Consider the following 22,402-nt stretch of genomic DNA (forward strand, 5'->3'; position numbering starts at 1 on the left):
GGCGTGTGGCGGTTGACGTTTTCTCGGCTCAGGTGTCCTCTAGGGCGAGCTTCTCGAGCTCCCCGTCGGGCTGGCCCGCCGGGTAGAGGCCGTTGAAGCAGGCGAGGCAGACCGGGCCGCCGATCGCGCGTTTCACGCCCGGCTCGCTGAGGAACGCGAGGGAGTCCGCCCCAATGTACGCCCGGATTTCCTCGACGGAGTGCGTCGCGGCGATGAGTTGCTTGCGGGCCGCGGTGTCGATCCCGTAGTAGCACGGGTAGCGGATCGGGGGGGAGGAGATCCGCACGTGCACCTCCCGGGCGCCGGCCTCCTTCAGCATCCGCACGATGCGGCCCGAGGTGGTGCCGCGCACGATCGAGTCGTCCACCAGCACCACGCGCTTGCCCCGCACCGCGGAGGTCGCGGCGAGCTTCAGCTTGACCTTTAAGGCCCGGGCCTCTTGCGTGGGCTGGATGAAGGTCCGGCCCGCGTACGGGTTCTTGTAAAGCCCGTAATCGAAGGGAATCCCGGAGGCGCGGCTGTACCCGATCGCGGCCCCGATCCCCGAATCCGGCACGGGCACGACCACGTCCGCTTCGACGGGGGCTTCGCGCGCCAGCTCCTCGCCCAGCCGGATGCGGGCCGCGTGCACGTCGATCCCGTCCAGCGTCGCGTCCGAACGGGCGAAGTAGATCCACTCGAAGGCGCAAGGGGTGGGGGCGGGCTCCAGGACCTGCCGGCTTTCCAGCTCGCCGGTCTCGGTAGAGACCCACACCAGCTCTCCCGGCCGCACGTCGCGCACGAACTGCGCCCCGATCAGGGGGAAGACCACCGGCTCGGAGGCGAACACGTACCCGCCGTTCTCCAGCCGCCCGATCACCAAAGGGCGCACGCCGTTCGCGTCGCGGAACGCCAGGAGGGTCTGCCGGTTCATCAAGGTGATGGAGAACCCGCCCTTAAGCTCCCGCATCGCGCGCGCGGTGGCCTCCACCAGGCTGAGCTGGCTGTAGCGGGCGATCAGGTTGATCATGACCTCGGTGTCCCCCGTGGTCTGGAATACCGCCCCCTCGCTCAGCAGGCGTTGCCGGATCTCCAAGGCGTTCACGAAGTTCCCGTTGTGCGCGATGGCCAGGATGCCCTTGCTCGAGCGCACCGTGAGCGGCTGGGCGTTAAAGCGCAGGTTCGAGCCGGTGGTGGAGTACCGCACGTGCCCGATCCCCAGCCGGGCCCCCTCGAGCTGGAGTTTCGCGAGCCGCTCGGGGGTGAAGACCTGACTGACCAGCCCCAGGTCCTTCTCGAGCCGCACCTCCTTCCCGTCGCTCACCACGATGCCAGCGGCCTCCTGCCCCCGATGTTGCAGGGCGAACAGCCCCAGGTGCAGCAGGCCCGCCACGTCCACGGGCTCCGGGCTCCAGACGCCCAGCACGCCGCACTCTTCGCGGGGTTTATCAAGGTTGAACTCGTCCACGCGCCTCACCCCAGGATCTCACGGAGCGGCTGCTCCCACGCCTCGCGCAGCTCGGTTACGTCCCAAGAGAGCCGCGCGCTTGGAAGGAGGACCTCGAGGCGCGCCCCGCCCACCTCGCCGAGCACGTGGTGGGGCAGGCCCTCGGCCTCGAGCCAGGCCGTCACGTCCTGCAGGTGCAGCTTGTCCACCGTGAAGAGGACGCGGCTCGCGGCCTCACCAAACAGGAGGGCGTCGGGCCGCAGCTCGTCCCGCAGCTCGACGGTCGCGCCGAAGCCGTAGGGGAAGGTCATCTCCGCCAGGGCGACGAGCAGCCCACCGTCCGCGACGTCGTGCGCGGTCTGGACCCAGCCCCGCTGGATCAGCTCGCGGATCGCGGCTTGAACGGCGCGTTCGCGCTCGAGGTCCAGCCGGGGTGGGCGTCCGGCCTCCAGGCCGTGCACGCGCCAGAGGTACTCGCTCGCGCCGAGCTCCTCGGTGTTCTCGCCCAGCAGCACGATGACCTCGCCAGGGGTTTTAAAGCCCATCTCCGCGCGACGCTCGAGGTCCTCCAGCACCCCCACCACGCCCACCATCGGGGTGGGGGGGATGCGGTAGGTGGGGCCCTCGTTGTAGAGGGAGACGTTGCCGCTCACCACCGGCACCCCGAGGGCGAGCGAGGCCTCGCGCAGCCCCTCGATCGTCTCCGCGAGTTCGTAGTACCCTTCGGGGGTCTCGGGGTTCCCACAGTTGAGGCCGTCCGTGTACGCGAGGGGCGTGGCCCCTACCACGCTCACGTTGCGGCACGCCTCCGCGAGGGCGTGCATCGCGCCAAGCCGGGGCGCGAGGAGGCTGTAGCGGGGGTTCGCGTCCACCTTGACCGCGATGGCTTTGTTCGTGCCCTTGACGCGCAGGATCGCCGCGTCCCCCTTGCCCGGGACGAGCACGGTGTTCGTGCCGACCTGGTGGTCGTACCGTTCGTAGATGGGGCGGCGCGAGGCCAGGTTGGGGCTCTGGAGCATCCGCACCAGGGTGGCCTCGAGGTCCGCGGGGATGGGCACGCGGGAGACGTCCGTCTCGCGCCGCTTCCGGATCTCGGGGTCCTCCCGGCCGACCCGCACGTAGGTGGGGGCCTCGGCGAGCGCCTGGACCGGCACCTCGGCCACGACCTCCTCCCCGTCCTTGATGCGGAAGACCGGCTCCGCGATCGTGCGGCCCACCGGAACGGCGTCCAGCTCGTACCGGGCAAAGAGGGCCTCGAGCTCCGCCTCCTTGCCCTCCCGCGGCACGAGCACCATGCGCTCCTGCGACTCGGAGAGCATGACTTCCAAAGGCGTCATGCCCGCCTCGCGCCGCGGCACCTTGCGGACGTCGAGCTCGATCCCGAGCCCCGAGTTGCGCGCCATCTCCGCGAGGCTCGAGGTCAGCCCCGCCGCGCCCATGTCCTGCACGCCCTCGACCAGGTCCCGCTGGATGGCCTCGAGGGTTGCCTCTAAAAGGAGCTTCTCCATAAAGGGGTCGCCGACCTGGACGCTGGGGCGCTTGGCCTCGTTGTCCTCCTCGAGCTCCTCGGAGGCGAAGGCCGCCCCGCCGATCCCGTCGCGGCCGGTCTTGGCTCCAGCGTAGTACACGGGCCGCCCGAGGGAGGCCCGGCTTTTCTTGAGGTCCTCCTCGCGCAACAGCCCCACGCACATCGCGTTCACCAGGGGGTTCTCCTGGTAGCTGGGGTGGAAGTACACGTCGCCGCCCACCGTGGGCACGCCGACGCAGTTCCCGTAGTGCGCGATGCCCGAGACCACCCCGGAGAGGAGGTAGCGGGTGCGGCGGGCGGCGGCCGCGTCGCCCTCGAGCTGGCCGAAGCGGAGGGCGTCCAGCACGGCGATGGGCCGCGCGCCCATGGCGAACACATCGCGCAGGATGCCGCCCACGCCGGTCGCAGCGCCCTGGAAGGGCTCGACCGCGGAGGGGTGGTTGTGCGACTCGATCTTGAAGGCGACCGCCCACCCGTCCCCGATCCGCACCACGCCGGCGTTCTCGCCCGGCCCTTGCAGCACGTGCGGCCCTTCGGTGGGCAGGCGCTTGAGGAGGGGGCGGGAGTTCTTGTAGGCGCAGTGCTCCGACCACATCACCTTGAAGAGGTGGAGCTCGAGCCGGTTCGGGGCGCGCCCCAACAGCCGTACGATCTCGCGGTACTCCTCTAGGGGAATGCCGACCTCTTCCAGCCAGGGGTTGAGCGTTTCTTCCATCGCCATACGGGTCCTCTTAGCGCGCGACCTTGGTGAGTTTCGGCAAGAGCTCGACGAGCTCGAGGTGGTTCTGAACGCGGGCCGTGGGTTCGGGGCCGCCGTTGCGCCGGGCGTGCCCCGTGTAGAGCACCGCCCAGGGGTAGCCCGCCTGGAAGGCGCCGGAGATGTCGGTGCGGGGGATGTCCCCGATGTGCAGGGCGTCCTTGGCTTCGACCCCGAGCGCCGCGAGGGCCGCGTCGAAGGCCTCGCGGCTGGGTTTGACGCTCCCGGTCTCATCCGAGAAGGAGTAGGCCTGGAAGTACCGGTCCAGCCCGTGCCGCTTCAGGTGCTCGCGCAGCACCCGGCCGGGGGTAAGCCCCGTGTCGGAGACGATGGCGAGCGGGTAGCGCTTCGCGAGCTGGGGGATCGCCTCCAGCACGCCGGGCAGGGGCTGGAGTTCGCCCGCGAGGGCGGTCTCCTCGAGCCGGCGCGCGGTCATGGCGATGAGCCCCTGGTCGTGGGGAACGCCGAGGAGCTTGAAGATGTGCGTGACCCGGTCGTAGGTGGTCATGACCTCGCCGGCCTGCCAGGCCTCCTCGAAGGCCAACGCGGCCTGGCGGTAGGCTTCACGCACCTGACCCTCATCCGCGGGAACGCCCGCCTCGGAGGCCGCGTCCAGCAGGATCTCGTACCGCTTGGGCATGACCCGCGCGGGAAACTCCGGGCTTTCGACGAACAGCGTCCCCCAAAAATCGAAGGTGATGGCCTTCATCCCACAACCTCCAAACTCATGCGCAGCGCTTGAAAGAGCCTCGAGCCGTCCTCCGAGCCTAGGGCCGCTTCGACCGCACGTTCCGGGTGCGGCATCATTCCCAGCACGTTGCCGCGCTCGTTCACGATGCCCGCGATGTGGTTCAGGCTGCCGTTGGGGTTGTGGGCCTCCCCCAGCTCCCCGTTGGGCCCCGCGTAGCGGAAGACCACCTGGCCCTGGTCCTCGAGCCGCGCGAGGGTCTCGGGGTCCGCGTAGTACCGGCCGTCCCCGTGCGCGATCGGGATGCGGAGCACCTCGCCCGCTTGGTAGAGGTGGGTGAAGGGGGTGTCGGTGCGTTCGACGCGCAGGAAGACCTCCTTGCACACGAAGTGCAGGCAGGTGTTCGCGAGGAGCGCGCCCGGCAGCAGCCCCGCCTCGGTCAGGACCTGGAAGCCGTTGCAGATCCCGATCACGGGGTGCCCCCGCTCGGCGAGACGGCGCACCTCTTGCATCACGGGGGAGAACTTCGCGAGCGCGCCGGAGCGCAGGTAATCCCCGTACGAAAACCCCCCGGGCAGGACGACCGCCTCGAAGCCCGAGAGGTCGGTCTCGGTGTGCCAGACGAGCTCGGCCTTCACCCCCGCCCGTTCCAAGGCCCAGACCTTGTCCCGATCGCAGTTCGAACCGGGGAACTGCACGACCGCGACCTTCACGCTACCTCCACCGCTTTGAGCTGGTAGGTGAAGACCTCCATCACCGGGTTGGTGATCGTCGAGGCCATCCGCTCCACCTGCTGGCGGGCCTCCTCCTCTGAGGAAGCGTCGAGCTCGAGCTCGATCACCTTGCCCACCTGGATGTTCCGCGCGTTGAACCCGAGCCGGTTGAGCACGCCTTCCAAAGCCCGGCCTTGGGGGTCGAGAATCCCTTCCTTAAGCTCCACCAGGATCGTCGCGTGGTAGGTCATCTCCAAACTCCTTCCCGTTCTACTGGGGCTCGGCCTGGGTGGCCGCCCGGACGCGCTTCAAGACCTCCTGGTACGCTTCCTCCACGCCGCCCAGGTCGCGGCGAAACCGGTCCTTGTCCATTCGTTCGCCGGTGCCGACCTCCCACAGCCGCACGGTGTCCGGGCTGATCTCGTCCGCGAGGACGAGCGCGCCGTCGGAGGTGCGGCCGAACTCGAGCTTGAAGTCCACGAGCTCGAGCCCTTGCCGCGCGAACAGGTCCTTGAGCAGCGCCCCGACCCTAAGCGCCTCGCGCCGCAGGGTCTCCACCTCCTTTGGGGTGGCGAGGCCCAGCGCGACGGCGGCCTCCCCGGAGATGGGGGGGTCGTTCAGGGCGTCGTTCTTGAGGCAGAACTCCACCAAAGGCGTCCGGAGGGGCGTGCCTTCCTCGATCCCGTACCGCTTGGAGAACGAGCCCGCGGCGCGGTAGCGCACGATGACCTCGAGCGGCACGATCTCCACCCGCCGCACCAGCATCTCGCGCTCCCCGAGTTGGCGCACGAAGTGCGTGCGCACCCCGTGGGCCTCGAGGTACGCGAACAGCGCCGCGGACACCTGGTTGTTCACCGCGCCTTTGCCTTGGATCGTGCCCCTCTTGGCGCCGTTGAACGCGGTCGCGTCGTCCTTGAAGTACACGCGCACGGTGTCCGCTTCAGGGCCGGGATAAATGATCTTCGCCTTACCTTCGTAGAGCTTCGTCTCCATCATCAGTCCCCAAGCACCTTCGAGCCGCCCGCTTGTCTCCTTGGCTCCCATTCTACAGCCCGAACCGAGCGTAGATCGCGTCTACATGGCGCAGGAACCATTCCGGATCGAACGCATCCGCAAGCGCTTCGGCGGAAAGCGGGTTTTCCGGATCGGTCCGCAGCAGGTCCCGGAAGGCCTGGCCCGTCTCCCAGCTCTTGAGGGCGTTGCGCTGCACGAGGCGGTAGGCGGCCTGACGGTCCAGCCCGTGCTCGATGAGGAGGTTCAATACGCGCTGCGAGTAGACCAGTCCCCGCGTGAGCTCGAGGTTGCGCTTCAGGTTCGCCTCGTGCACCACGAGCCCCTGCAGCACCCGGTGCATGCGGCGCAGCAGGTAGTGCGCCAGGGTGGTGGAGTCCGGGAGGATGACGCGCTCCACCGAGGAGTGGCTGATGTCCCGCTCGTGCCAGAGCGCGACGTTCTCCAGCGCGGCCTGCAGGTTCGATTTCAGCAGGCGCGCGAGGCCGGAGATGTTCTCGAGCGCGACGGGGTTCTTCTTGTGCGGCATCGAGCTCGAGCCGGTCTGCCCTTCCGCGAAGGGCTCCTGGGCCTCGAGGACCTCGGTGCGCTGCAGGTGCCGGAGCTCGACCGCGACGCGCTCCAGGTTCGCTCCTAGGATCGCGAGGGCGCTGAGGAGCTCGGCGTGCCGGTCGCGGGGCACCACCTGGGTGCTCACGGCTTCCGGCACGAGCCCGAGCCGTTCGGCGACGTAGGCCTCGATCTCGGGGGGCACGTGCGCGTAGTTCCCTACCGATCCGGAGATCATCGCGACGCGGATCCCTTCGCGGGCGCGCCTAAGGCGCTCCTGGTCCCGCTTTAAGGCCGCGTAGAAGGAAAGGAAGCGCAACCCGAAGCTCGTGGGTTCGGCGTGCACCCCGTGCGTGCGGCCCACGGCGGGCGTGTGCTTGTACCGCACCGCGAGGGCCTTCAGGTCCTCCAGCACCGGGGAAAGGGCCTCGAGGACGAGGTCCACGGCCCGCACGAGCAGGGCGTTTTGCGCCGTGTCCACCACGTCCGTGCTGGTCAGGCCCAGGTGCAGGTACCGGGCGATCGCCTCGAGGGCGGTCCACTCCACGAGCGCGCGGGTGAAGGCCACGATGTCGTGCCGGGTCTCGGCCTCGATCTCGGCCACGCGCCGGGCGAAGGCATCGTCGATGGGGCGGGCCTCGAGGGCCTGGCGTAGTCGGCGCGCGGTGCCTGGGGGCACCTCGCCGAGTCGTTCCCACGCCTCCAGCGCGAGGGCTTCGACCTCGGCCCACATGCGGTACTTGTTGGCCTCGGTCCAGAGCGCTTTCATCTCGGGGGTTTGGTACCGTTCGATCATCTGGCCTCCATCCAAACGCAAAGCGGCCCGGCGGCACGCCAGGCCCACGCACGCCTCAACGTGAGGCGGGAATTTCGGGGAACGAACGCCAATCGGTGGGTCACGCCGACCACTCGCCGTCCTTCGCTGCCTCACTGGACAGCCTGGTGGACGGCACCCCGAGCCTATCACGCGCTACGCGCGCGACGCAACTAGGACTCCGTCCCCGCCTCGCCTTCGCCAAGCGCGACGTACTGGACGCTGTGCGCGGGGATCAAGAAGGTGTGCTCGCGCAGCGTGACCCTCAAGGGACGGCCTGCCTCGAGCCGCGCCTCGATCTCCGCCAGGGCTTGCTCCGCGTCCTTTAGGCTGTCGTAATGCCCGTACGGCAAGCGGTCTACCGCCGGAGGGTTGAACACCCCGACGCGCCAGCCGCGCGGGCGTTCGGGCACCCGCCGTTGCTGCCGGTCTTCCTCGGTAAGGTGGTCGTTGGGATACAACCAGACCACGATGGACCAGACCTTGGCCATCTTTTCCCCCTTACGCCCAGTATACCCGTACGTCGCGCCGGCACGCGGTTGGGCGGCGGTCGGGTGATATCGTGAGGGTTGATGAAGTTCGCCCACCTGCACCAGCACACCCAGTACAGCCTGCTCGACGGGGCGGCGAAACTCCAGGACCTCATCGAGTGGGTCAAGCAGGTTACGCCCGACGAGCCGGCTCTCGCCATGACCGATCACGGGAACCTGCACGGGGCGGTGGATTTTTACAAGAAGGCCACCGCAGCGGGCGTCAAGCCCATCATCGGGTACGAGGCGTACGTCGCGGCCGAGTCCCGCTTCGACCGGAAGATGGGGAAGGGGCTGGACGGGGGGTACTTCCACCTCACGATCCTCGCGGAGAACTTCACCGGGTACCAGAACCTCTGCCGCCTGGCCTCCCGCGCCTACCTCGAGGGCTTTTACATGAAGCCCCGCATCGACCGCGAGCTCCTGCGCGAACATAACGAAGGGCTGATCGTGCTCTCCGGCTGCCTCGGGGCGGAGATCCCCCAGTTCATCCTCCAGGACCGCCTCGACCTGGCCGAGGACCGGCTCAAGGAGTACCTGGAGATCTTCGGGGACCGGTACTTCATCGAGATTCAGGACCACGGCCTGCCCGAGGACAAGAAGGTCAACGCCGTCCTCAAGGAGTTCGCCCGCAAGTACGGGATCGGCATGGTGGCCACCAACGACGGCCACTACGTGAAGAAGGAGGACGCGGAAGCGCACGCGGTGTTGCTCGCGATCCAGTCCAAGTCCACCTGGGACGATCCGAACCGTTGGCGCTTCCCCTGCGACGAATTCTACGTCAAAAGCCCCGAGGCGATGCGCGCCGCGCTGCCCGCGGAGGAGTGGGGGGATGAGATCTTCGACAACACCATGGAGATCGCGCGACGCTGCAACGTCGAGCTGCCTGTCGGGGACAAGATGGTCTACCGCATCCCGCGGTACCCCCTCCCCGAAGGGCGCGACGAGAACCAGTACCTGCGCGAACTGACCTTCCGGGGGCTGCTCGAGCGCTACCCGGACCGCGTAACCGAGGCGCTCTATCGCGAGTTCCTGAAAAAGCTCGGCCGCACCCCGCACGGGGACGCACAGGCCCTCGCCGCGGAGATCGCGTTGCTCCCGAAGGAACTCCGCGAGAAGGCCCAGGCCTTCTTGCCCAAGCTCGAGGAAGGCCTCGAGTGGGACGGGTGGGCGATCCTCGCGCGCGCCGAGTACGAGCTCAGCGTGATCGAGCAGATGGGGTTCCCCGGGTACTTCCTGATCGTGCAGGACTACATCAACTGGGCGAAGAACCAGGGGATTAGCGTGGGGCCGGGGCGCGGCAGCGCGGCGGGCAGCCTCGTCGCGTACGCGATCCGCATCACGAACATCGACCCTTTGGAGTTCAACCTGCTCTTCGAGCGGTTCCTGAACCCCGCGCGCGTGACGATGCCGGACATCGATACGGACTTCTCCGACGTGCGTCGCGACGAGGTCATCCAGTACGTGCGCGAGCGGTACGGGGAGGACAAGGTCGCGCAGATCGCGACCTTTGGGACGATGGCCTCCAAAGCAGCCCTAAAGGACGTGGCGCGGGTGTTCGGCATGCCGCACAAGCGCGCGGAGGAACTCGCGAAGCTCATCCCCGTCCAGTTCGGCAAGCCCATGCCGCTCGCTAAGGCCGCCGAGACCATCCCCGAGATCCGGCAGGCCATGGAGCAGGACGAGCAGGTACGGCGCGTCTTCGAGGTGGCCCGCCGCCTCGAGGGCCTGAACCGGCACGCCTCGGTGCACGCCGCGGGGGTGGTGATCGCTGCCGAGCCGTTGACGGACCTGGTCCCTTTGATGCGGGATACCTCCGGGACCGGCGTGGTCACCCAGTACGACATGGGCTCGGTCGAGGCCTTGGGCCTGTTGAAGATGGACTTTTTGGGGCTCCGCACCCTCTCCTTCCTGGAGGAGGCCAAGCGCATCATCCGGGAGTCGAAGGGGGTGGAGCTCGATTACGACCGGATTCCCCTCGACGACGCGAAGACCTTCGAGCTCTTGGGGCGCGGTGAGACCAAGGGGATCTTCCAGCTGGAGTCCAGCGGGATGAGCAGCACCGTGCGTGGGCTCAAGCCCCGCCGCATCCAGGACATCATCGCCCTCGTTTCCCTGTACCGGCCGGGCCCCATGGAGCACATCCCCACCTACATCCGGCGCCACCACGGCCGCGAGCCCGTCACGTACGCGGAGTTCCCCCACGCCGCGAAGTACCTCGAGCCCATCCTGCGCGAGACCTACGGCATTCCCGTCTACCAGGAGCAGATTATGCAGATCGCCAGTGCGGTTGCGGGGTACAGCCTGGGCGAGGCGGACCTGTTGCGGCGCGCGATGGGCAAGAAGAAGGTCGAGGAGATGCAAAAGCACCGGGTGCGCTTCGTCAAGGGGGCGGCCGAGCGCGGGATCCCGGAGGACGAGGCGAACCGGCTCTTCGACATGCTCGAGGCCTTCGCCAACTACGGGTTCAACAAGAGTCACGCCGCGGCGTACTCGCTGCTCTCCTACCAGACCGCGTACGTCAAGGCCAACTACCCCGTAGAGTTCATGGCGGCTTTGCTTACGGTGGAGCGCCGCAACTCGGACAAGGTCGCGGAGTACATCCGGGACGCGCGCGCCATGGGGATCGCGGTGCTGCCCCCGGACATTAACCGCTCGGGGTTCGACTTCCGCGTCGTGGGGCAGGAGATCCTCTTTGGGTTGAGCGCGGTGAAGAACGTCGGGGAAGGCGCGGTTCGGCACATCCTTGAGGAGCGCGATCGGGGTGGTCCCTTCAAGTCGCTCGCGGATTTCTTGAAGCGCGTGGACCTGCACCAGGTGAACCGGCGCGCGGCGGAGTCCTTGATCAAGGCCGGGGCGTTCGACGCGTTTGGCGAGCGGGGGCGGATGCTCGCCGCGCTCGAGAGCCTCATGAAGTGGGCCCAGGCCGAGAAGGAAAGCCAGGCGGCGGGGATGATGGGCCTGTTTGCGGGGGCCTCCACCGAGCCGCCGCTGCCGGAGGTGCCGCCCTTGGATGAGGTCACAAAACTCCGCTACGAGAAAGAGGCCCTCTCGATCTACGTGACTGGGCACCCCCTGTTGAACTACGAGGGGTTGCGCGAGGCCGCGACCTGCACGATCGAGGAGCTGCCCCGTTGGTACGCGGAGCAGGGGAACGGCCGCCGCGCACGGGCGTTGCTCGCGGGGATGGTGGAGTCCGTGGTGCGCAAGCCCACCAAGTCCGGGGGGATGATGGCGCGCTTCAACCTGGCGGACGAGACCGGCGCGGTGGAGGTCGTGGTCTTCGGCCGCGCCTACGGTCGGGTCTCCCCCCGCTTGAAGGAGGACCAGCCCGCCCTGCTCGTGGTCGAGGTGGAGGCCGAAGGCGAGGGGGAGACCCTCCGGGTGATCGCACAGGACCTGTACCTTTGGGAGGAGCTCGAGGGGCTGCCCCAGGTGCTCGAGCTGGATCTGGACCTGGCCCTCCTCGAGGATGAGCGGGTTCTGGAGCTCAGGAGCTTGTTGGACGAGCACGCGGGCACCCTGCCGGTCTACCTGCGCGTGCGGGGGCCGGGGGGGTGGGTGCTGTTGGAGGCCCGCGAGGTGCGGGCCGCGCCGGAAGCGCTTGAGGCGTTGGGGCGGATGGACTGGCTCACGGCCCGCACGGTCCCGGACCGGGAGGCATTGCTGTACGGACAGCTTGGAGGGGACGGCGCGGAGGAGGTGGTGCCGTTTTAACCCCACCGTAGCGAGCGCCACGGTGGGGGGACGAGACCCGGAGGATCTCGCTTACGCCTGGGTTTCCTGCTCGAGGAACCGCACCAGGCTGCGTACGCCGAACCCGGTGCCGCCCGCGGGGCCTAGGGCGTGGGGGCGTTCCGCGAAGGCTGGGCCGGCGATGTCCACGTGAACGAACGGAGTGGTGGCGAACTCGGTGAGGAATAGCCCTGCGGTGATCGCGCCGCCCCAGCGGACCCCGGCGTTTTTGAGGTCGGCCACGTCGCTTTTCAAGATCCGGCGGTAGTCCTCGTCGAGCGGCATGAGCCAAACCTTCTCCCCGGCCTCCTCCGCGGCGCGGACGAACCGCTTGCCCAGCCCTTCGTCCGCCGCGAAGACGCCGGCGATTTCCTCGCCCAGGGCGATCACGCAAGCGCCGGTCAGGGTGGAGAGCTCCACGATCGCGTCCGGCTTCTCCTCCGAAGCGTACGCCAAAGCGTCCGCGAGGGTGAGCCGGCCCTCGGCGTCGGTGTTCGTGACCTCGATGGTCTTGCCGTTCATGGCGCGGATCACGTCGTCCACGCGGTAGGCTGCGCCGCTCACCATGTTCTCCGCCGCGGCGATGTAGGCGCGCACCTCCACCTCGAGGCCGAGCCGGGCGGCGGCCAGGACCGCGCCGAGCACCGCGGCTGCGCCGGCCATGTCGGCCTTCATGCTCCGCATGCTCTCGCGGGGTTTTAAGGAGTACCCGCCGGTGTCGAAGGTCATGCCCTTGCCCACGAGGGCAACCCGGCGTTTGGGGGTGCCCTGGGGACGGTAGACGAGCTTGATGAAGTGCGGGGGGTTGGCCGAGCCTTGGGCGACCGCGAGGTAGGCGCCCATGCCCCGCGCCTGGATCTCCTCAGGACCCAAAATCTCGCACTCGAGCCCGTGCGCCTCGGCCAGGGCCTGGGCGCGGCGGGCGAGTTCGGCGGGGGTCAGGACGTTCGGGGGTTCGTTCACCAGGTCGCGGGCGTACCAGACGGCTTCGGCCACCGTCTGGGCGCGCTCCACCGCTGGGCCGAAGGCGCGGGCCAGGATGAACCGGACCTTGCGCTCCCGCGCGTGGGTTTTGTACTTGTTGAACGCGTACCCCCCGAGGAGGATGCCTTCGGCTAGGGCGTACGAGACCTCTTTTTTCCCGAAGCGTTCGGCTAGGAAGGCTTCCACGACGGCCTCGCGCAGGCCGGTCGCGGCGACGGCCTGCGCGAGGCGCGCGCCCGCGCGGCGCACGTGCTCGAGGGTCAGGCCGCGTTTTTTACCCAGGCCGAAGAGCATCGCGAACCCTTCCTCGGTCTTGACCAGAAGGGTTTCCCCGAAATCCCCCGCGAAGCGGGTTTTCTTCAGGGTTTCGGAAAGCGCGCCCGCGAGCTCTCGATCCAGCAGAACGCCTTCCTCGGTGAGCTCCCCGGCGAGCACCCCCACAACCCTAAGGGGCGCGGGAATCTCAAACACTTTCCGTCGAGCCGACTTAATACGAATGTTCATAGCGTTATGAGCATATCACGCCGTTTGTGGCAGAATGAACACCATGAAGCAGATCGGCGGTTCGGCTGCCTTGGAGGGTGTGATGATGAAGGCCTCGGACGCGTGGGCCCTCGCGGTGCGCCTGCCCGACGGCAGCATTCACGTGGAACGGCACGAGGAAACGGCGCTCGCTCAGCGGTTCGCGTGGGCGCGCTGGCCCCTCGTGCGGGGCGTGGTGGCCTTGTTCGATGCGTTGTCCGTCTCGTACCGCGCGCTTTCCCGCAGCGCGCAGCTGGTGGGCGAGGAGGAGGAGGAGCTTTCCCGAGGGGCGTTGTACGCCACCATGGCCGTGAGCACCCTGATCGGGATCGCGTTGTTCATCCTGCTGCCCGCCGGGATCTCGCGCGTGTTTGTGGACGCGGCGGCGCACCCCGTGCTGTTTAACGCCCTCGCCGGAGTGTTCAAGGCCCTGATCCTCGTGGGGTACCTGGTGATGATCGGCCGCCTCCCGGATATCCAGCGGTTTTTCATGTACCACGGCGCGGAGCACAAGGCGATCGCCGCGTACGAGGCGGGCTTGGAACTCACGGTGGAGAACGTGCGCGCCCAACCCGCGTACCATCCGCGGTGCGGCACGACCTTCATCGCCTTCGTCATCCTCTCGAGCATCGTGGTGTACAGCCTGCTCCCGCGCCCGGACGTGCTCTGGTGGCTGTTCTTGGGCCGGGTCGCTCTCCTGCCCGTGGTGGCCGGGGTGGCGTTTGAGCTGCTGCGCTTTTCCGCGACGCACACAGACCCCATCTCCCGCGCCTTGCGCTGGATCGGGTACCGCTTCCAGATGCTCACGGTGAAGGAACCCACCGACGACATGATCGAGGTGGCGATCGAGAGCACCAAAGCCGCGGTCGCGGCTCGAGCGAAGGCGGTCGCGGTGGCCTAGGGGGCGCGGTGCGGCTGGAGACCCTGGCGATCCACGCAGGGCGGGCGGTGGACCCGGCCACGGGAGCCGTCCGGCCCCCGATCCACCTCTCGACCACCTTCGAGCGGGACCCGGACGGGGGGTACGCCCGGGGGTACGTGTACGCCCGGTACGGCAACCCGAACCGCGCCGCGCTGGAAGAGGCCCTCGCGGCCCTCGAGGGCGGCGCGGCCGCGCTGGCGTTCGCCTCGGGGTCGGCCGCGACGATGAGCGTCTTCCAGGCGCTTGAGCCCGGGGATCACGTGGTCGCGCCGCTGGACGCGTACCACGGGACCGTGGGGTTGCTGCGCGAGCACTTTACGCGCTGGGGCCTCGAGGTCACCTTCGCGGACCTTACCGATCCCGAGCAGCTCGAGGCGGCCCTCCGGCCGAACACGCGGCTGGTCTGGGTTGAGACGCCGTCCAACCCCTTGCTGCGCATCACGGATATCCGCCGTGTGGTGGAAGCGGCGCACGCGGTGGGGGCGCGGGTCGTGTGCGACAACACCTGGGCCACGCCGGTGCTGCAGCGGCCCTTGGCGTTGGGGTGCGACCTCGTGGTGCACGCGACCACCAAGTACCTGAACGGGCACGGGGACGTGACGGGCGGAGTGGTGGTGGCGCGCGAGGTGGACGCGTGGTTTGAGCGCCTCCGCGCGATCCAGGTGCAAGGCGGGGCGGTGCCGAGCCCCTTCGACGCCTGGCTCGTGCTGCGCGGCCTCGCCACGCTGCCCTACCGCGTGCGGGCCCACACGGAGCACGCGGCGCGCGTGGCGGCCTTCCTCCAGGCGCACCCCGCGGTGGAGGCGGTGCACTACCCGGGGCTTGCGGACCATCCCGGCCACGCGGTGGCCGCCCGGCAGATGGAGGGGTTCGGGGGGATGCTGGCCTTCCAGGTGCGGGGCGGGCGGGAGGCCGCCCTTGCCGTGGCGGCGCGCGTGCGGCTCATCACCCGCGCCACCAGCCTGGGGGGGGTGGAGAGCTTGATCGAACACCGCGCCTCGATCGAGGGGCCCGGGACCCGCACGCCGGAGAACCTGTTGCGGCTCTCGGTGGGGCTGGAGCACCCGGAGGACCTGATCGCGGACCTCGAGCAGGCCCTGGAGGCCGCGGTGTAGCGCGTGTGCGCTGGCTTTCCTTTCCCGCGGGTGGTCGGGGTACAATACCCTTTTGTGAGCGAGCGGCGTAAAGGGCGTGTGCTGGCGGCGATGAGCGGAGGGGTGGACTCCTCCGTGACCGCGGCGCTGTTGAAAGAACAAGGTTATGAGGTCATCGGGGCCATGATGCGGTTTTGGCCCGATAACAAGCCCGAGGACTGCTTCAACACCTGCTGCAGCCCCGACGCGGCTTATGAGGCCCGCCGCGTCGCGGACCAGATCGGGATCCCCTTTTACCTCCTCGACTACCGCGAGGTCTTCGAGGTGGAGATCATTCAGCCCTTCCTCGAGGGGTACCGCCGGGGGGAGACCCCCATCCCGTGCGTGTGGTGCAACACGCGGGTGAAGTTCGACGCCCTCCTCAAGAAGGCCCGCATGCTGGGGTGCGACTACGTCGCGACCGGGCATTACGTGCGCCGCGTGGAGGGGCCCCAAGGCATCGAGTTCCACCGCGGCGGCGACCCGAGGAAGGACCAGACCTACTTCCTGTGGGGCACGCCCCGCGAGGCGATGCCGCACATTCTCTTTCCCGTGGGGCACATGCAAAAGCCCGAGGTCCGGCGGCTCGCGGAGCGGTTCGGCCTCATCACTGCGAAAAAACCCGAGAGCCAGAACATCTGCTTCGTGCCGGGCTCGGTGCGCGCGTTTCTCGAGGAGCACCTCGGCGGACAGCCGGGGCCCGTAATCGACCTGGAGACCGGCGAGGTGATTGGCGAGCACGCGGGCGCCCAGTTCTACACGGTCGGGCAGCGCAAGGGCCTCGGCTTGTGGAAGACGCACCTCGAGCGGTACGTGGTCGAGGTGCGGCCCCAGACGAACGAGGTGATCGTGGGGCCGCGGGAGGCCTGCCAGTGGCGGGGCCTGGAGGCGCGCGAGATCAACCTACTGCTGGATCCTGAGACGCTGCCCGAGGTGGTGACCGCCCAGGTGCGCTACCGGCAGCGGCCCGCCCGGGCGCGCGTGCGGGAGCTGGGGGCGGGGCGGTTTGTGCTGGAGTTCGACGAGCCGCAGTTCGCGGTGACGCGAGGGCAGTCGGTGGTGCTGTACGACGGGGACCGCCTCTTGGGAGGCGGGGTGATCCACCGGCCGCTGGGGAACGCGTTGGGCCTCGAGGTTCCGGCGGTGCAAGCGCTGGGGTAGCCAGTCCGGCGAAGGAAAGCGTCCGCGCCCCCCGGCCATGGCCGGGGGGCGCGGGTGTGGGGCGCTAGGCGTGGGTGGGGTCGGGCTGAGCTTCTTCGGGCAGCTCGAGGGCGGGGAAGAGGTGCCGGTGCTGCAGGGTGCGCACGGCGAAATCGTAGGTGAAGTAGCTGTACGCCCAGTTCGTCATGACCATGAAGCGGTTGCGCCCGCCGGTGAGGTACATGAGGTGCACGCCGAGCCACGCCACCCAGGCGGGGAAGCCCGTGAGCCGGACCCGCCCGGTCTCGAGCACCGCGTGGTTGCGGCCTAGGGTGACCATGTTCCCCTTGTCCTTGTACTGGAAGGGACGGAGGGGCTGGCCGCGGAGGTGACGGCGGATGTTCCGGCCGGCGAGGGTACCTTGCTGGATCGCGACCTGAGCGACCTGGGGGTAGGGGCGGCCGGTCTTGGGGTTGATGAGGAGGTTCACGTCGCCCACGACGTAGACGTGGGGGTCGCCCTCCAGGTGCAGCTCAGGGGTGGTGGGCACACGCCCGTTGCGTTCGGCGGGCAGGCCGGGCAGCGCGGCGCCCGCGACGCCGGCGGACCAGACGGTGGTGAAGCTAGGGATGAACGCGCCGTTCTTGAGCTTCACGCCGCTCGGGGTGACCTCCGCGACCATGGCGCGGGTCATGACCTCGATGCCGAGGCGCTCGAGGAAGCGCTGGGCGTAGGCGGAGGAGGCGGGGCTGAGGTGTGCCAGCACCCGCGGTCCCGCCTCGATCAGAAGGATGCGGATCTCGCGCGGATCGAGCTCGGGGTAGTCGCGGCGGATCACGTGGTTGCGCAGCTCACCGAGCGCGCCCGCGAGCTCCACGCCCGTGGGGCCACCACCCACGATGACCCAGGTGAGGAGGGCGCGTTTACGCTCGGGGTCCGGGGTGTGCACCGCCTCCTCGCAGGCGGAGAGGATGCGGTCACGGATCTCCTTGGCCTCCTTGAGGGTCTTGAGGCCGAAGGCGTGCTCGGCAACCCCGGGGATGCCGAAGTCGTTGGATTTGCTGCCGGCAGCCACGACCAGGTAGTCGTACGGGATGGGCTGCCCCTCGACCCAGAGGGTTTTCTCCTTGAGGTCCACCCCCTCGGCCCGACCCAGGTGGAAGCGGGCTCTGGGGAAACGGCGTAGGTACGCGCGTATGGGGAAGGCGATCTGGGTGGCCTCGAGCCCCGCAGCGGCGACCTGGTAGAGGAGGGGCAGGAAGACGTGGGAGTTGCTCTGGTCCACCAGGGTCACGCGAACCGTGGGGTCTTTGGAGAGCTCCCGTACCGCGTTCAAGCCTCCGAAACCCGCGCCGACGACGACGATGTGCTTCTGCATGCTAGTCCCTCCTGGAGCCGGTATCCCCGGCCTCCGGGACAAATGTACCATCTTTCACAAGCTCTGCCTAGGCCAAAGCTTACATTTCCGTTAGGGACGAACGTCCCGGTACAGGGCCCGGTAGACCGCGTAGGCCTCCAGCACCTTCGCCACGTACTCCCGCGGCTCGGCCCGCTCCTGAAAGCGCATGAACTCCCACCACCCTCCCAGCCGCGTCACCCCGCGCTGCGTGTACCCCACGCCGCCGTTGTACGCGGCCACCGCGCAGGCCAAGACCCCGCTGCAACGGTCGAGCAGCCAGCGCAGGTACCGTGCCCCGTACCGGATCGCGGCCTCGGGATCGTGCGGATCCCCTGGTGCCTCGCCGAGCATCCGTGCCACGTCCTCCCACGTCAAGCGCACGAACTGCATCAGCCCCCGCGCTCCGGTCGGGCTCACCGCCTGGGGGTCAAAGCGGGACTCCACCCGCATCACCGCCCAGATCAGGTACGGATCGATCCCCTCCCGGGCCGCGTACCGCTCCACCCACTCCCGGTACGGCCGCGGGTACCGAAGCTCAAGGACCTCCCGCCCCAAAAGGGGCAGCCGCTCCGCCTCGCGCACCGCCTCCCGGTACGCCCCCAAGCGGTAGAGCGCCTGAGCGAGCGCGAGCCGCTCCTCGGGCGACCGCTCCTGTTGCAGGGCGTACCGCACCTCCCCCAAAGCCCATGCTCGCTTTCCGGACGCCTCGAGCGCCCAGACGCGCTCGAGCACCTCAGGCGGGCGGGGGGTGGCCGGGGACAGTTCGGGGAGGGGCACGGGTTTCCCCACCATCGCGCCGAGACCGCCGTTTAGCCGTTCCCAGGCCGATTCCGCCAGGGACTTCAAGCCGTTCCGCTGGGCCAGCACCCAGGCCCGAAGCGCGGCGTCGTCCGCGTACACGGACGCGCCCCGAGCGAGCTCGAGGTACACCTCGAGGGCCTCCTCCGTCGCCTCCATGGCCTCCAGTAACCCGGCCGCGCGCCAGCGGCCCTCGGGCGTGCTGTTCCGGTACGCCTCAACCGCGGCGCGGAGCCGCCCCTGCCGCTCGTGCACGTACCCTTCCCCGTAGCGTCCTTCCGGCCCCGGGTAGCGCTGGAACGCCGCGAGGGCTTCGTCCCACCGGCCGAGCTGCACCAGGACCCACCCCAGGCCCAGCCAGCCGCGGGCGTTCGTTCGAGCCCACGCTTGGTAGGCGGGCAGGGCCTCGACGTACCGCCCCAGGCGGTACAGGGCCCGGGCCCGTAGGTCGGGACGCACCCCTTCGGGAAGGACCTCGAGCAACTCGGCGTAAGCCCGGCCAGCGAACAAGGCCTCGTACACCGCGTCGCGTAGGGAGGGGTGGGTTTGTGCGAGGCGTTTGAGCGCCCGGAGGGCCTCGGCGTCGGGCAGGGAACGCCCGTAGGCCTGCACGGCCTCCGTCGCGCGCCCGGCGGCCTCGAGCAGCCGGGCGGCGCGCACCCAGGCGGCGGGGGTGTCCTCAAAACGCGCGTAGATGAGGGCGTACTCGGCGCGTCTCTCGGAGGGAAGTTCGGCCGCTTCGGCTAGGGCGTCCGCGGCCAGGACCCGCACGTACCCCTCGCGCGTGCTTAGGGCCTGGAGGACCTCGAGTTGCCGGGCGGACAGGGCCCGCTCGAGCTGGGCGTAGGGTTCAGGCAGGCGCTGGGCCTTGCAGGACACAAGCGAAAGAAGCAGTACGCCAAGACCGGCCCCCCACCACCGCATACCCTTACCCTAGGCCAGCTGGGGAAGAGAATCGTGAGGTGTTTGACAGCCGGGCGGGGAACCCCCTAATATAAGTGCGGCTTTGGGGCGTCGTCTAATGGCAGGACAGCGGACTTTGGATCCGCCGGTCGTGGTTCGAGTCCACGCGCCCCAGCCACTTTTTTATTTCCCATGGCGGTGTGATCCACCTCCTAAGCCCGCACCGGTCCCGGGGCCTAGACTGAGGGTATGAGCCCGCGCGAGGCGGTAGTGCTCAGCGAAAACCCTCCGGTCCGCGCGCACCTCGAGATCCTGCTCGAGGCCGAGGGGTTTCGGGTCGCGGCGTTTGAAGGGGTTCAGGAGGCGATGGAGCACTTAAAGCGCACCACGCCGGACCTGGTGGTGTTGGACGAGGGGCGGGCCGTGGATGCTTTGGGGGTGGCCTGGCGTCTCAAGCGCGTCCGGCGGTTGAAGGGGGTGCCTGTGGTGATCCTCGCCGCTCGCGAGGACGACCGCACGCGCGTGACCGCGGAGCTCGCGCGGGTGGACCGGGTGATCTCCAAGCCCCTCGAGGAACGCAAGGTGCGGGCGGCGCTTCGTGATCTTTTCAGGTTCACCGGGTAAACTGGCCCTGTGAAGGTTGCGCGCTGGCTTCGGACCGGCAGAGTGTGGCGCTACCTGCTACTCGCGGTAGCGGCAGGCGTGGTGGGCGGTGGCGCGGCCGCGCTTTACGTCGCGTGGCGGTGGAGCCAGGACCTGCCCAGCCTCGAGGCGCTGGAGAACCTGAGCCTCACCGCGACCACGACCGTGTACGCGCGGGACGGGACGCCCATCGCCACGCTCGCCTCGGTGGAAGACGGCCGGGCGATCAACCGGTCCCTGGTGCGGCTCTCCGAGGTCTCGCCCGCGGCGGTCGCTGCGGTGGTGGCCTCCGAGGACCGCCGCTTCTTCCAGCACTACGGCATCGATTGGATCCGCCTGCTGGGCGGTTTGTACAACACCCTGCGCGGGGACCTCCAGGGTGGTTCGACGATCACCACGCAGGTCGTGAAGAACACCGTGCTGCGCGAATTGGCCACCACCCGCAGCCTCGAGCGCAAGTTCAAGGAGTTCCCCCTGGCCCTCGAGCTCGAGCGCCGCTACAGCAAGGAAGAGATCCTGGAGATGTACCTGAACGTGGTGTTCTGGGGGGGGAACCTCACGGGGATCCGTGCGGCGGCCGAGGCCTACTTCGGGAAGGACCCTTCCGAACTCACGCTCGCCGAGGGGGCGTACCTCGCGGTGCTGATCCCCGCGCCGAACGAGCGGTACAAGGACCTCGAGGGTGCCCGCCGGCGGATCCGGCGCCTGCTGGACCAGATGGTGGAGGACGGGTGGATCACGCCGGCGGAGGCCGAGGCCGCCTGGCGGCAGCCTCTGGTGCCCAAGGGGTGGGAGGCGCGCTACGACGCGGAGGGGAACCTGCTCGAGGCCCGGCTCGTGGACCCTTCCGCCCGCGTGATGCCCGAGCTCGCCGCGACTATCGCGCCGCACTTCGTGTTCGAGGTGCGCAAGGAGCTCCTGCGGCGTTTCGGGCCACAGAAGGTGTTCGGTCAGGGAGGGCTGAGGGTGTACACCACGCTGGACCTCGGGATGCAGAACGCGGCGGAGGCCGCGGCGGCCGAGGCGGTGGAGGCCGGGCGGTTGCCGGACGGAGCGCAGCTCGCGATCGTGGGCTTGGACCCGGAGGACGGCCGGGTGTACGCCATGGTGGGGGCCCGGCCCGGAACGGTCGGGGAGTTTAACCGCGCTACCCAGCTAGGGGACGGGATCGGGCGCAGTCCAGGCTCGGCGGTGAAGCCCTTCGTGTACGCCACGGCCCTCGAGGCGGGGTGGACGCAGGCCACCACGGTCGAGGATAGCCCCGTGGAGTACCCGGACCCGACCGAGCCGGACGGGGTGTGGAGCCCGAAGAACTTCGACGGCACCTTCCTGAATCGGCCCGTAACGATCCGGTACGCCCTGGATCGCTCGTTGAACGTGCCGGCGGTGCGTACCGCGGAGGCGATCGGGTTGGAGCGCGTGGTTGCGAAGCTGCGCGCGGCGGGGTTTACCGTGCCGAAGCACCCGGGGCTCGCGGTAGCGATCGGCGGGGTGGAGGTCACGCCTCTCCGGCTCGCGGCGGCGTACGCGAGCTTCATCAACGGAGGGTACGTGGTCGAGCCGCAGTTGATCGAGCGCGTGGAGGACGCGGAGGGTCGGGTGCTTTACCAGATGACCCCGACGCGCAAGCGGATCTGGGATGAGGTGGTGGCCTACCTGGGGTGGGACATGTTGAAGGGGTACGTGTACGACCCTATGGGGGGCTTGGCGCGCCGCGCCCGAATCCCGGGGCGCGTGGTGGGCGGGAAGACCGGGACCTCGAACGAGGCGCGCGACCTGTGGTTCGCCGGGGTGACGCGGGGCCTTTCGGCGGTGGTCTGGGTCGGCCGGGACGACAACAAGCCCCTGGTCTTGAACGGGCGGGCCCCCTCCTCCTCCGTAGTGAACCCCCCGATCTGGAAGAACTTCGTGGAGGAGGCCCTGCGGGGCCGGCCCGGCCAGGACTTCCCGCCGCCTAAGGGGCTTGTGGGGGTGAGCATCGACCTGCTCTCTGGAGAGCCGAGCCCCCAGGGTACCCTGGTCTTCTTCCGCGCCGAGCGCGTGCCTGCACGAGCCGCGGTTCCCGTGGGTGCGCACGTGCTGGTCGGGCTCGAGCCGGACCGCGACTGCATCGCGGGGGTGGGGGTGCCTTCGGAGGCGGTTCGCTGGAAGGCGGTCCCCCCGGACGAGGTAGACCGCTACCGTTGCCGCTAGGACACACCCCCGCCG

At 69.0% G+C, this 22,402-nt stretch carries 17 protein-coding genes and 1 tRNA gene; 7 read left to right on the plus strand and 11 right to left on the minus strand.

Annotation, left to right across the window (positions count from 1 at the left end; genetic code table 11):
- Nucleotides 1-28: 28 nt before the first annotated feature.
- The 8 genes from purF to MARKY_RS02900 all read right to left on the minus strand — a co-directional run bounded on the left by purF (nt 29) and on the right by MARKY_RS02900 (nt 7,977).
- Nucleotides 29-1,447, minus strand: a complete 1,419-nt coding sequence (gene purF / locus MARKY_RS02865) for an amidophosphoribosyltransferase (RefSeq protein WP_013703364.1) — start codon at nt 1,445-1,447, stop codon at nt 29-31.
- Nucleotides 1,448-1,452: 5 nt separating this feature from the next.
- Nucleotides 1,453-3,669, minus strand: a complete 2,217-nt coding sequence (purL, locus tag MARKY_RS02870; RefSeq protein ID WP_041658240.1) for a phosphoribosylformylglycinamidine synthase subunit PurL — start codon at nt 3,667-3,669, stop codon at nt 1,453-1,455.
- Nucleotides 3,670-3,685: 16 nt separating this feature from the next.
- Entirely contained in the window at nt 3,686-4,420 is a 735-nt protein-coding gene (locus MARKY_RS02875; protein ID WP_013703366.1) for an HAD family hydrolase, read from the minus strand.
- Complete coding sequence (gene purQ, locus MARKY_RS02880) at nt 4,417-5,112, minus strand: phosphoribosylformylglycinamidine synthase subunit PurQ (protein ID WP_013703367.1); 696 nt, start codon at nt 5,110-5,112, stop codon at nt 4,417-4,419. The genes MARKY_RS02875 and purQ overlap by 4 nt, the downstream gene beginning before the upstream one ends.
- Nucleotides 5,109-5,363, minus strand: coding sequence for a phosphoribosylformylglycinamidine synthase subunit PurS (gene purS, locus MARKY_RS02885; protein ID WP_013703368.1), 255 nt, complete (start codon nt 5,361-5,363; stop codon nt 5,109-5,111). Before purS ends, purQ begins: the two co-directional genes overlap by 4 nt.
- Nucleotides 5,364-5,382: 19 nt before the next feature.
- A complete protein-coding gene (gene purC, locus MARKY_RS02890; protein WP_013703369.1) occupies nt 5,383-6,108 on the minus strand; it encodes a phosphoribosylaminoimidazolesuccinocarboxamide synthase in 726 nt (241 codons plus the stop codon).
- Between the two features lie 49 nt (nt 6,109-6,157).
- Entirely contained in the window at nt 6,158-7,468 is a 1,311-nt protein-coding gene (purB, locus tag MARKY_RS02895; protein ID WP_013703370.1) for an adenylosuccinate lyase, read from the minus strand.
- Nucleotides 7,469-7,659: 191 nt separating this feature from the next.
- On the minus strand, nt 7,660-7,977 hold the full coding sequence (locus MARKY_RS02900) for a hypothetical protein (RefSeq protein ID WP_013703371.1): 318 nt from the start codon (nt 7,975-7,977) through the stop codon (nt 7,660-7,662).
- Nucleotides 7,978-8,058: 81 nt separating this feature from the next.
- Between MARKY_RS02900 and dnaE the strand changes: the two genes are divergently transcribed.
- On the plus strand, nt 8,059-11,733 hold the full coding sequence (gene dnaE, locus MARKY_RS02905) for a DNA polymerase III subunit alpha (protein WP_013703372.1): 3,675 nt from the start codon (nt 8,059-8,061) through the stop codon (nt 11,731-11,733).
- Between the two features lie 51 nt (nt 11,734-11,784).
- Here dnaE and MARKY_RS02910 read toward each other — a convergent pair whose 3' ends face one another.
- Nucleotides 11,785-13,239, minus strand: coding sequence for a leucyl aminopeptidase (locus MARKY_RS02910; protein WP_013703373.1), 1,455 nt, complete (start codon nt 13,237-13,239; stop codon nt 11,785-11,787).
- 43 nt (nt 13,240-13,282) lie between these two features.
- Between MARKY_RS02910 and MARKY_RS02915 the strand changes: the two genes are divergently transcribed.
- Genes MARKY_RS02915 through mnmA form a run of 3 tightly spaced genes read left to right on the plus strand, consistent with a single transcriptional unit; the run spans nt 13,283 to nt 16,473 of the window.
- A complete protein-coding gene (locus tag MARKY_RS02915; protein ID WP_013703374.1) occupies nt 13,283-14,158 on the plus strand; it encodes a DUF1385 domain-containing protein in 876 nt (291 codons plus the stop codon).
- 8 nt (nt 14,159-14,166) lie between these two features.
- Nucleotides 14,167-15,294 carry a trans-sulfuration enzyme family protein gene (locus MARKY_RS02920; protein WP_013703375.1) on the plus strand — a complete coding sequence of 376 codons (1,128 nt, stop codon included), beginning with the start codon at nt 14,167-14,169 and terminating at the stop codon, nt 15,292-15,294.
- A 54-nt stretch (nt 15,295-15,348) separates the two neighbouring features.
- Complete coding sequence (gene mnmA, locus MARKY_RS02925) at nt 15,349-16,473, plus strand: tRNA 2-thiouridine(34) synthase MnmA (RefSeq protein ID WP_013703376.1); 1,125 nt, start codon at nt 15,349-15,351, stop codon at nt 16,471-16,473.
- Nucleotides 16,474-16,537: 64 nt separating this feature from the next.
- Here mnmA and MARKY_RS02930 read toward each other — a convergent pair whose 3' ends face one another.
- Both MARKY_RS02930 and MARKY_RS02935 read right to left on the minus strand, forming a co-directional pair.
- Nucleotides 16,538-17,830, minus strand: coding sequence for an NAD(P)/FAD-dependent oxidoreductase (locus MARKY_RS02930; protein ID WP_013703377.1), 1,293 nt, complete (start codon nt 17,828-17,830; stop codon nt 16,538-16,540).
- 90 nt (nt 17,831-17,920) lie between these two features.
- Nucleotides 17,921-19,573, minus strand: a complete 1,653-nt coding sequence (locus MARKY_RS02935; RefSeq protein ID WP_013703378.1) for a transglycosylase SLT domain-containing protein — start codon at nt 19,571-19,573, stop codon at nt 17,921-17,923.
- A gap of 83 nt (nt 19,574-19,656) precedes the next feature.
- On the opposite strand from MARKY_RS02935, the gene MARKY_RS02940 reads away from it, so the two are divergent.
- The 3 genes from MARKY_RS02940 (at nt 19,657) to MARKY_RS02950 (ending at nt 22,387) form a co-directional block, all read left to right on the plus strand.
- A tRNA-Gln gene (locus tag MARKY_RS02940) sits at nt 19,657-19,730 on the plus strand.
- A gap of 71 nt (nt 19,731-19,801) precedes the next feature.
- On the plus strand, nt 19,802-20,176 hold the full coding sequence (locus MARKY_RS02945) for a response regulator (RefSeq protein ID WP_013703379.1): 375 nt from the start codon (nt 19,802-19,804) through the stop codon (nt 20,174-20,176).
- 42 nt (nt 20,177-20,218) lie between these two features.
- Nucleotides 20,219-22,387 carry a transglycosylase domain-containing protein gene (locus MARKY_RS02950; protein ID WP_013703380.1) on the plus strand — a complete coding sequence of 723 codons (2,169 nt, stop codon included), beginning with the start codon at nt 20,219-20,221 and terminating at the stop codon, nt 22,385-22,387.
- Nucleotides 22,388-22,402: the final 15 nt, after the last annotated feature.

This window comes from Marinithermus hydrothermalis DSM 14884 (genome assembly GCF_000195335.1).
GTDB lineage: Bacteria > Deinococcota > Deinococci > Deinococcales > Marinithermaceae > Marinithermus > Marinithermus hydrothermalis.

Coding starts and splice junctions, on each gene's coding strand:
- dnaE (WP_013703372.1), top strand. CDS start 8,059: ATGAAGTTCGCCCACCTGCACCAGCACACCCAGTACAGCCTGCTCGAC.
- MARKY_RS02945 (WP_013703379.1), top strand. CDS start 19,802: ATGAGCCCGCGCGAGGCGGTAGTGCTCAGCGAAAACCCTCCGGTCCGC.
- MARKY_RS02900 (WP_013703371.1), bottom strand. CDS start 7,977: ATGGCCAAGGTCTGGTCCATCGTGGTCTGGTTGTATCCCAACGACCAC.
- purL (WP_041658240.1), bottom strand. CDS start 3,669: ATGGAAGAAACGCTCAACCCCTGGCTGGAAGAGGTCGGCATTCCCCTA.
- purB (WP_013703370.1), bottom strand. CDS start 7,468: ATGATCGAACGGTACCAAACCCCCGAGATGAAAGCGCTCTGGACCGAG.
- purC (WP_013703369.1), bottom strand. CDS start 6,108: ATGATGGAGACGAAGCTCTACGAAGGTAAGGCGAAGATCATTTATCCC.
- MARKY_RS02930 (WP_013703377.1), bottom strand. CDS start 17,830: ATGCAGAAGCACATCGTCGTCGTCGGCGCGGGTTTCGGAGGCTTGAAC.
- MARKY_RS02915 (WP_013703374.1), top strand. CDS start 13,283: ATGAAGCAGATCGGCGGTTCGGCTGCCTTGGAGGGTGTGATGATGAAG.
- MARKY_RS02875 (WP_013703366.1), bottom strand. CDS start 4,420: ATGAAGGCCATCACCTTCGATTTTTGGGGGACGCTGTTCGTCGAAAGC.
- MARKY_RS02935 (WP_013703378.1), bottom strand. CDS start 19,573: ATGCGGTGGTGGGGGGCCGGTCTTGGCGTACTGCTTCTTTCGCTTGTG.
- purS (WP_013703368.1), bottom strand. CDS start 5,363: ATGACCTACCACGCGACGATCCTGGTGGAGCTTAAGGAAGGGATTCTC.
- MARKY_RS02910 (WP_013703373.1), bottom strand. CDS start 13,239: ATGAACATTCGTATTAAGTCGGCTCGACGGAAAGTGTTTGAGATTCCC.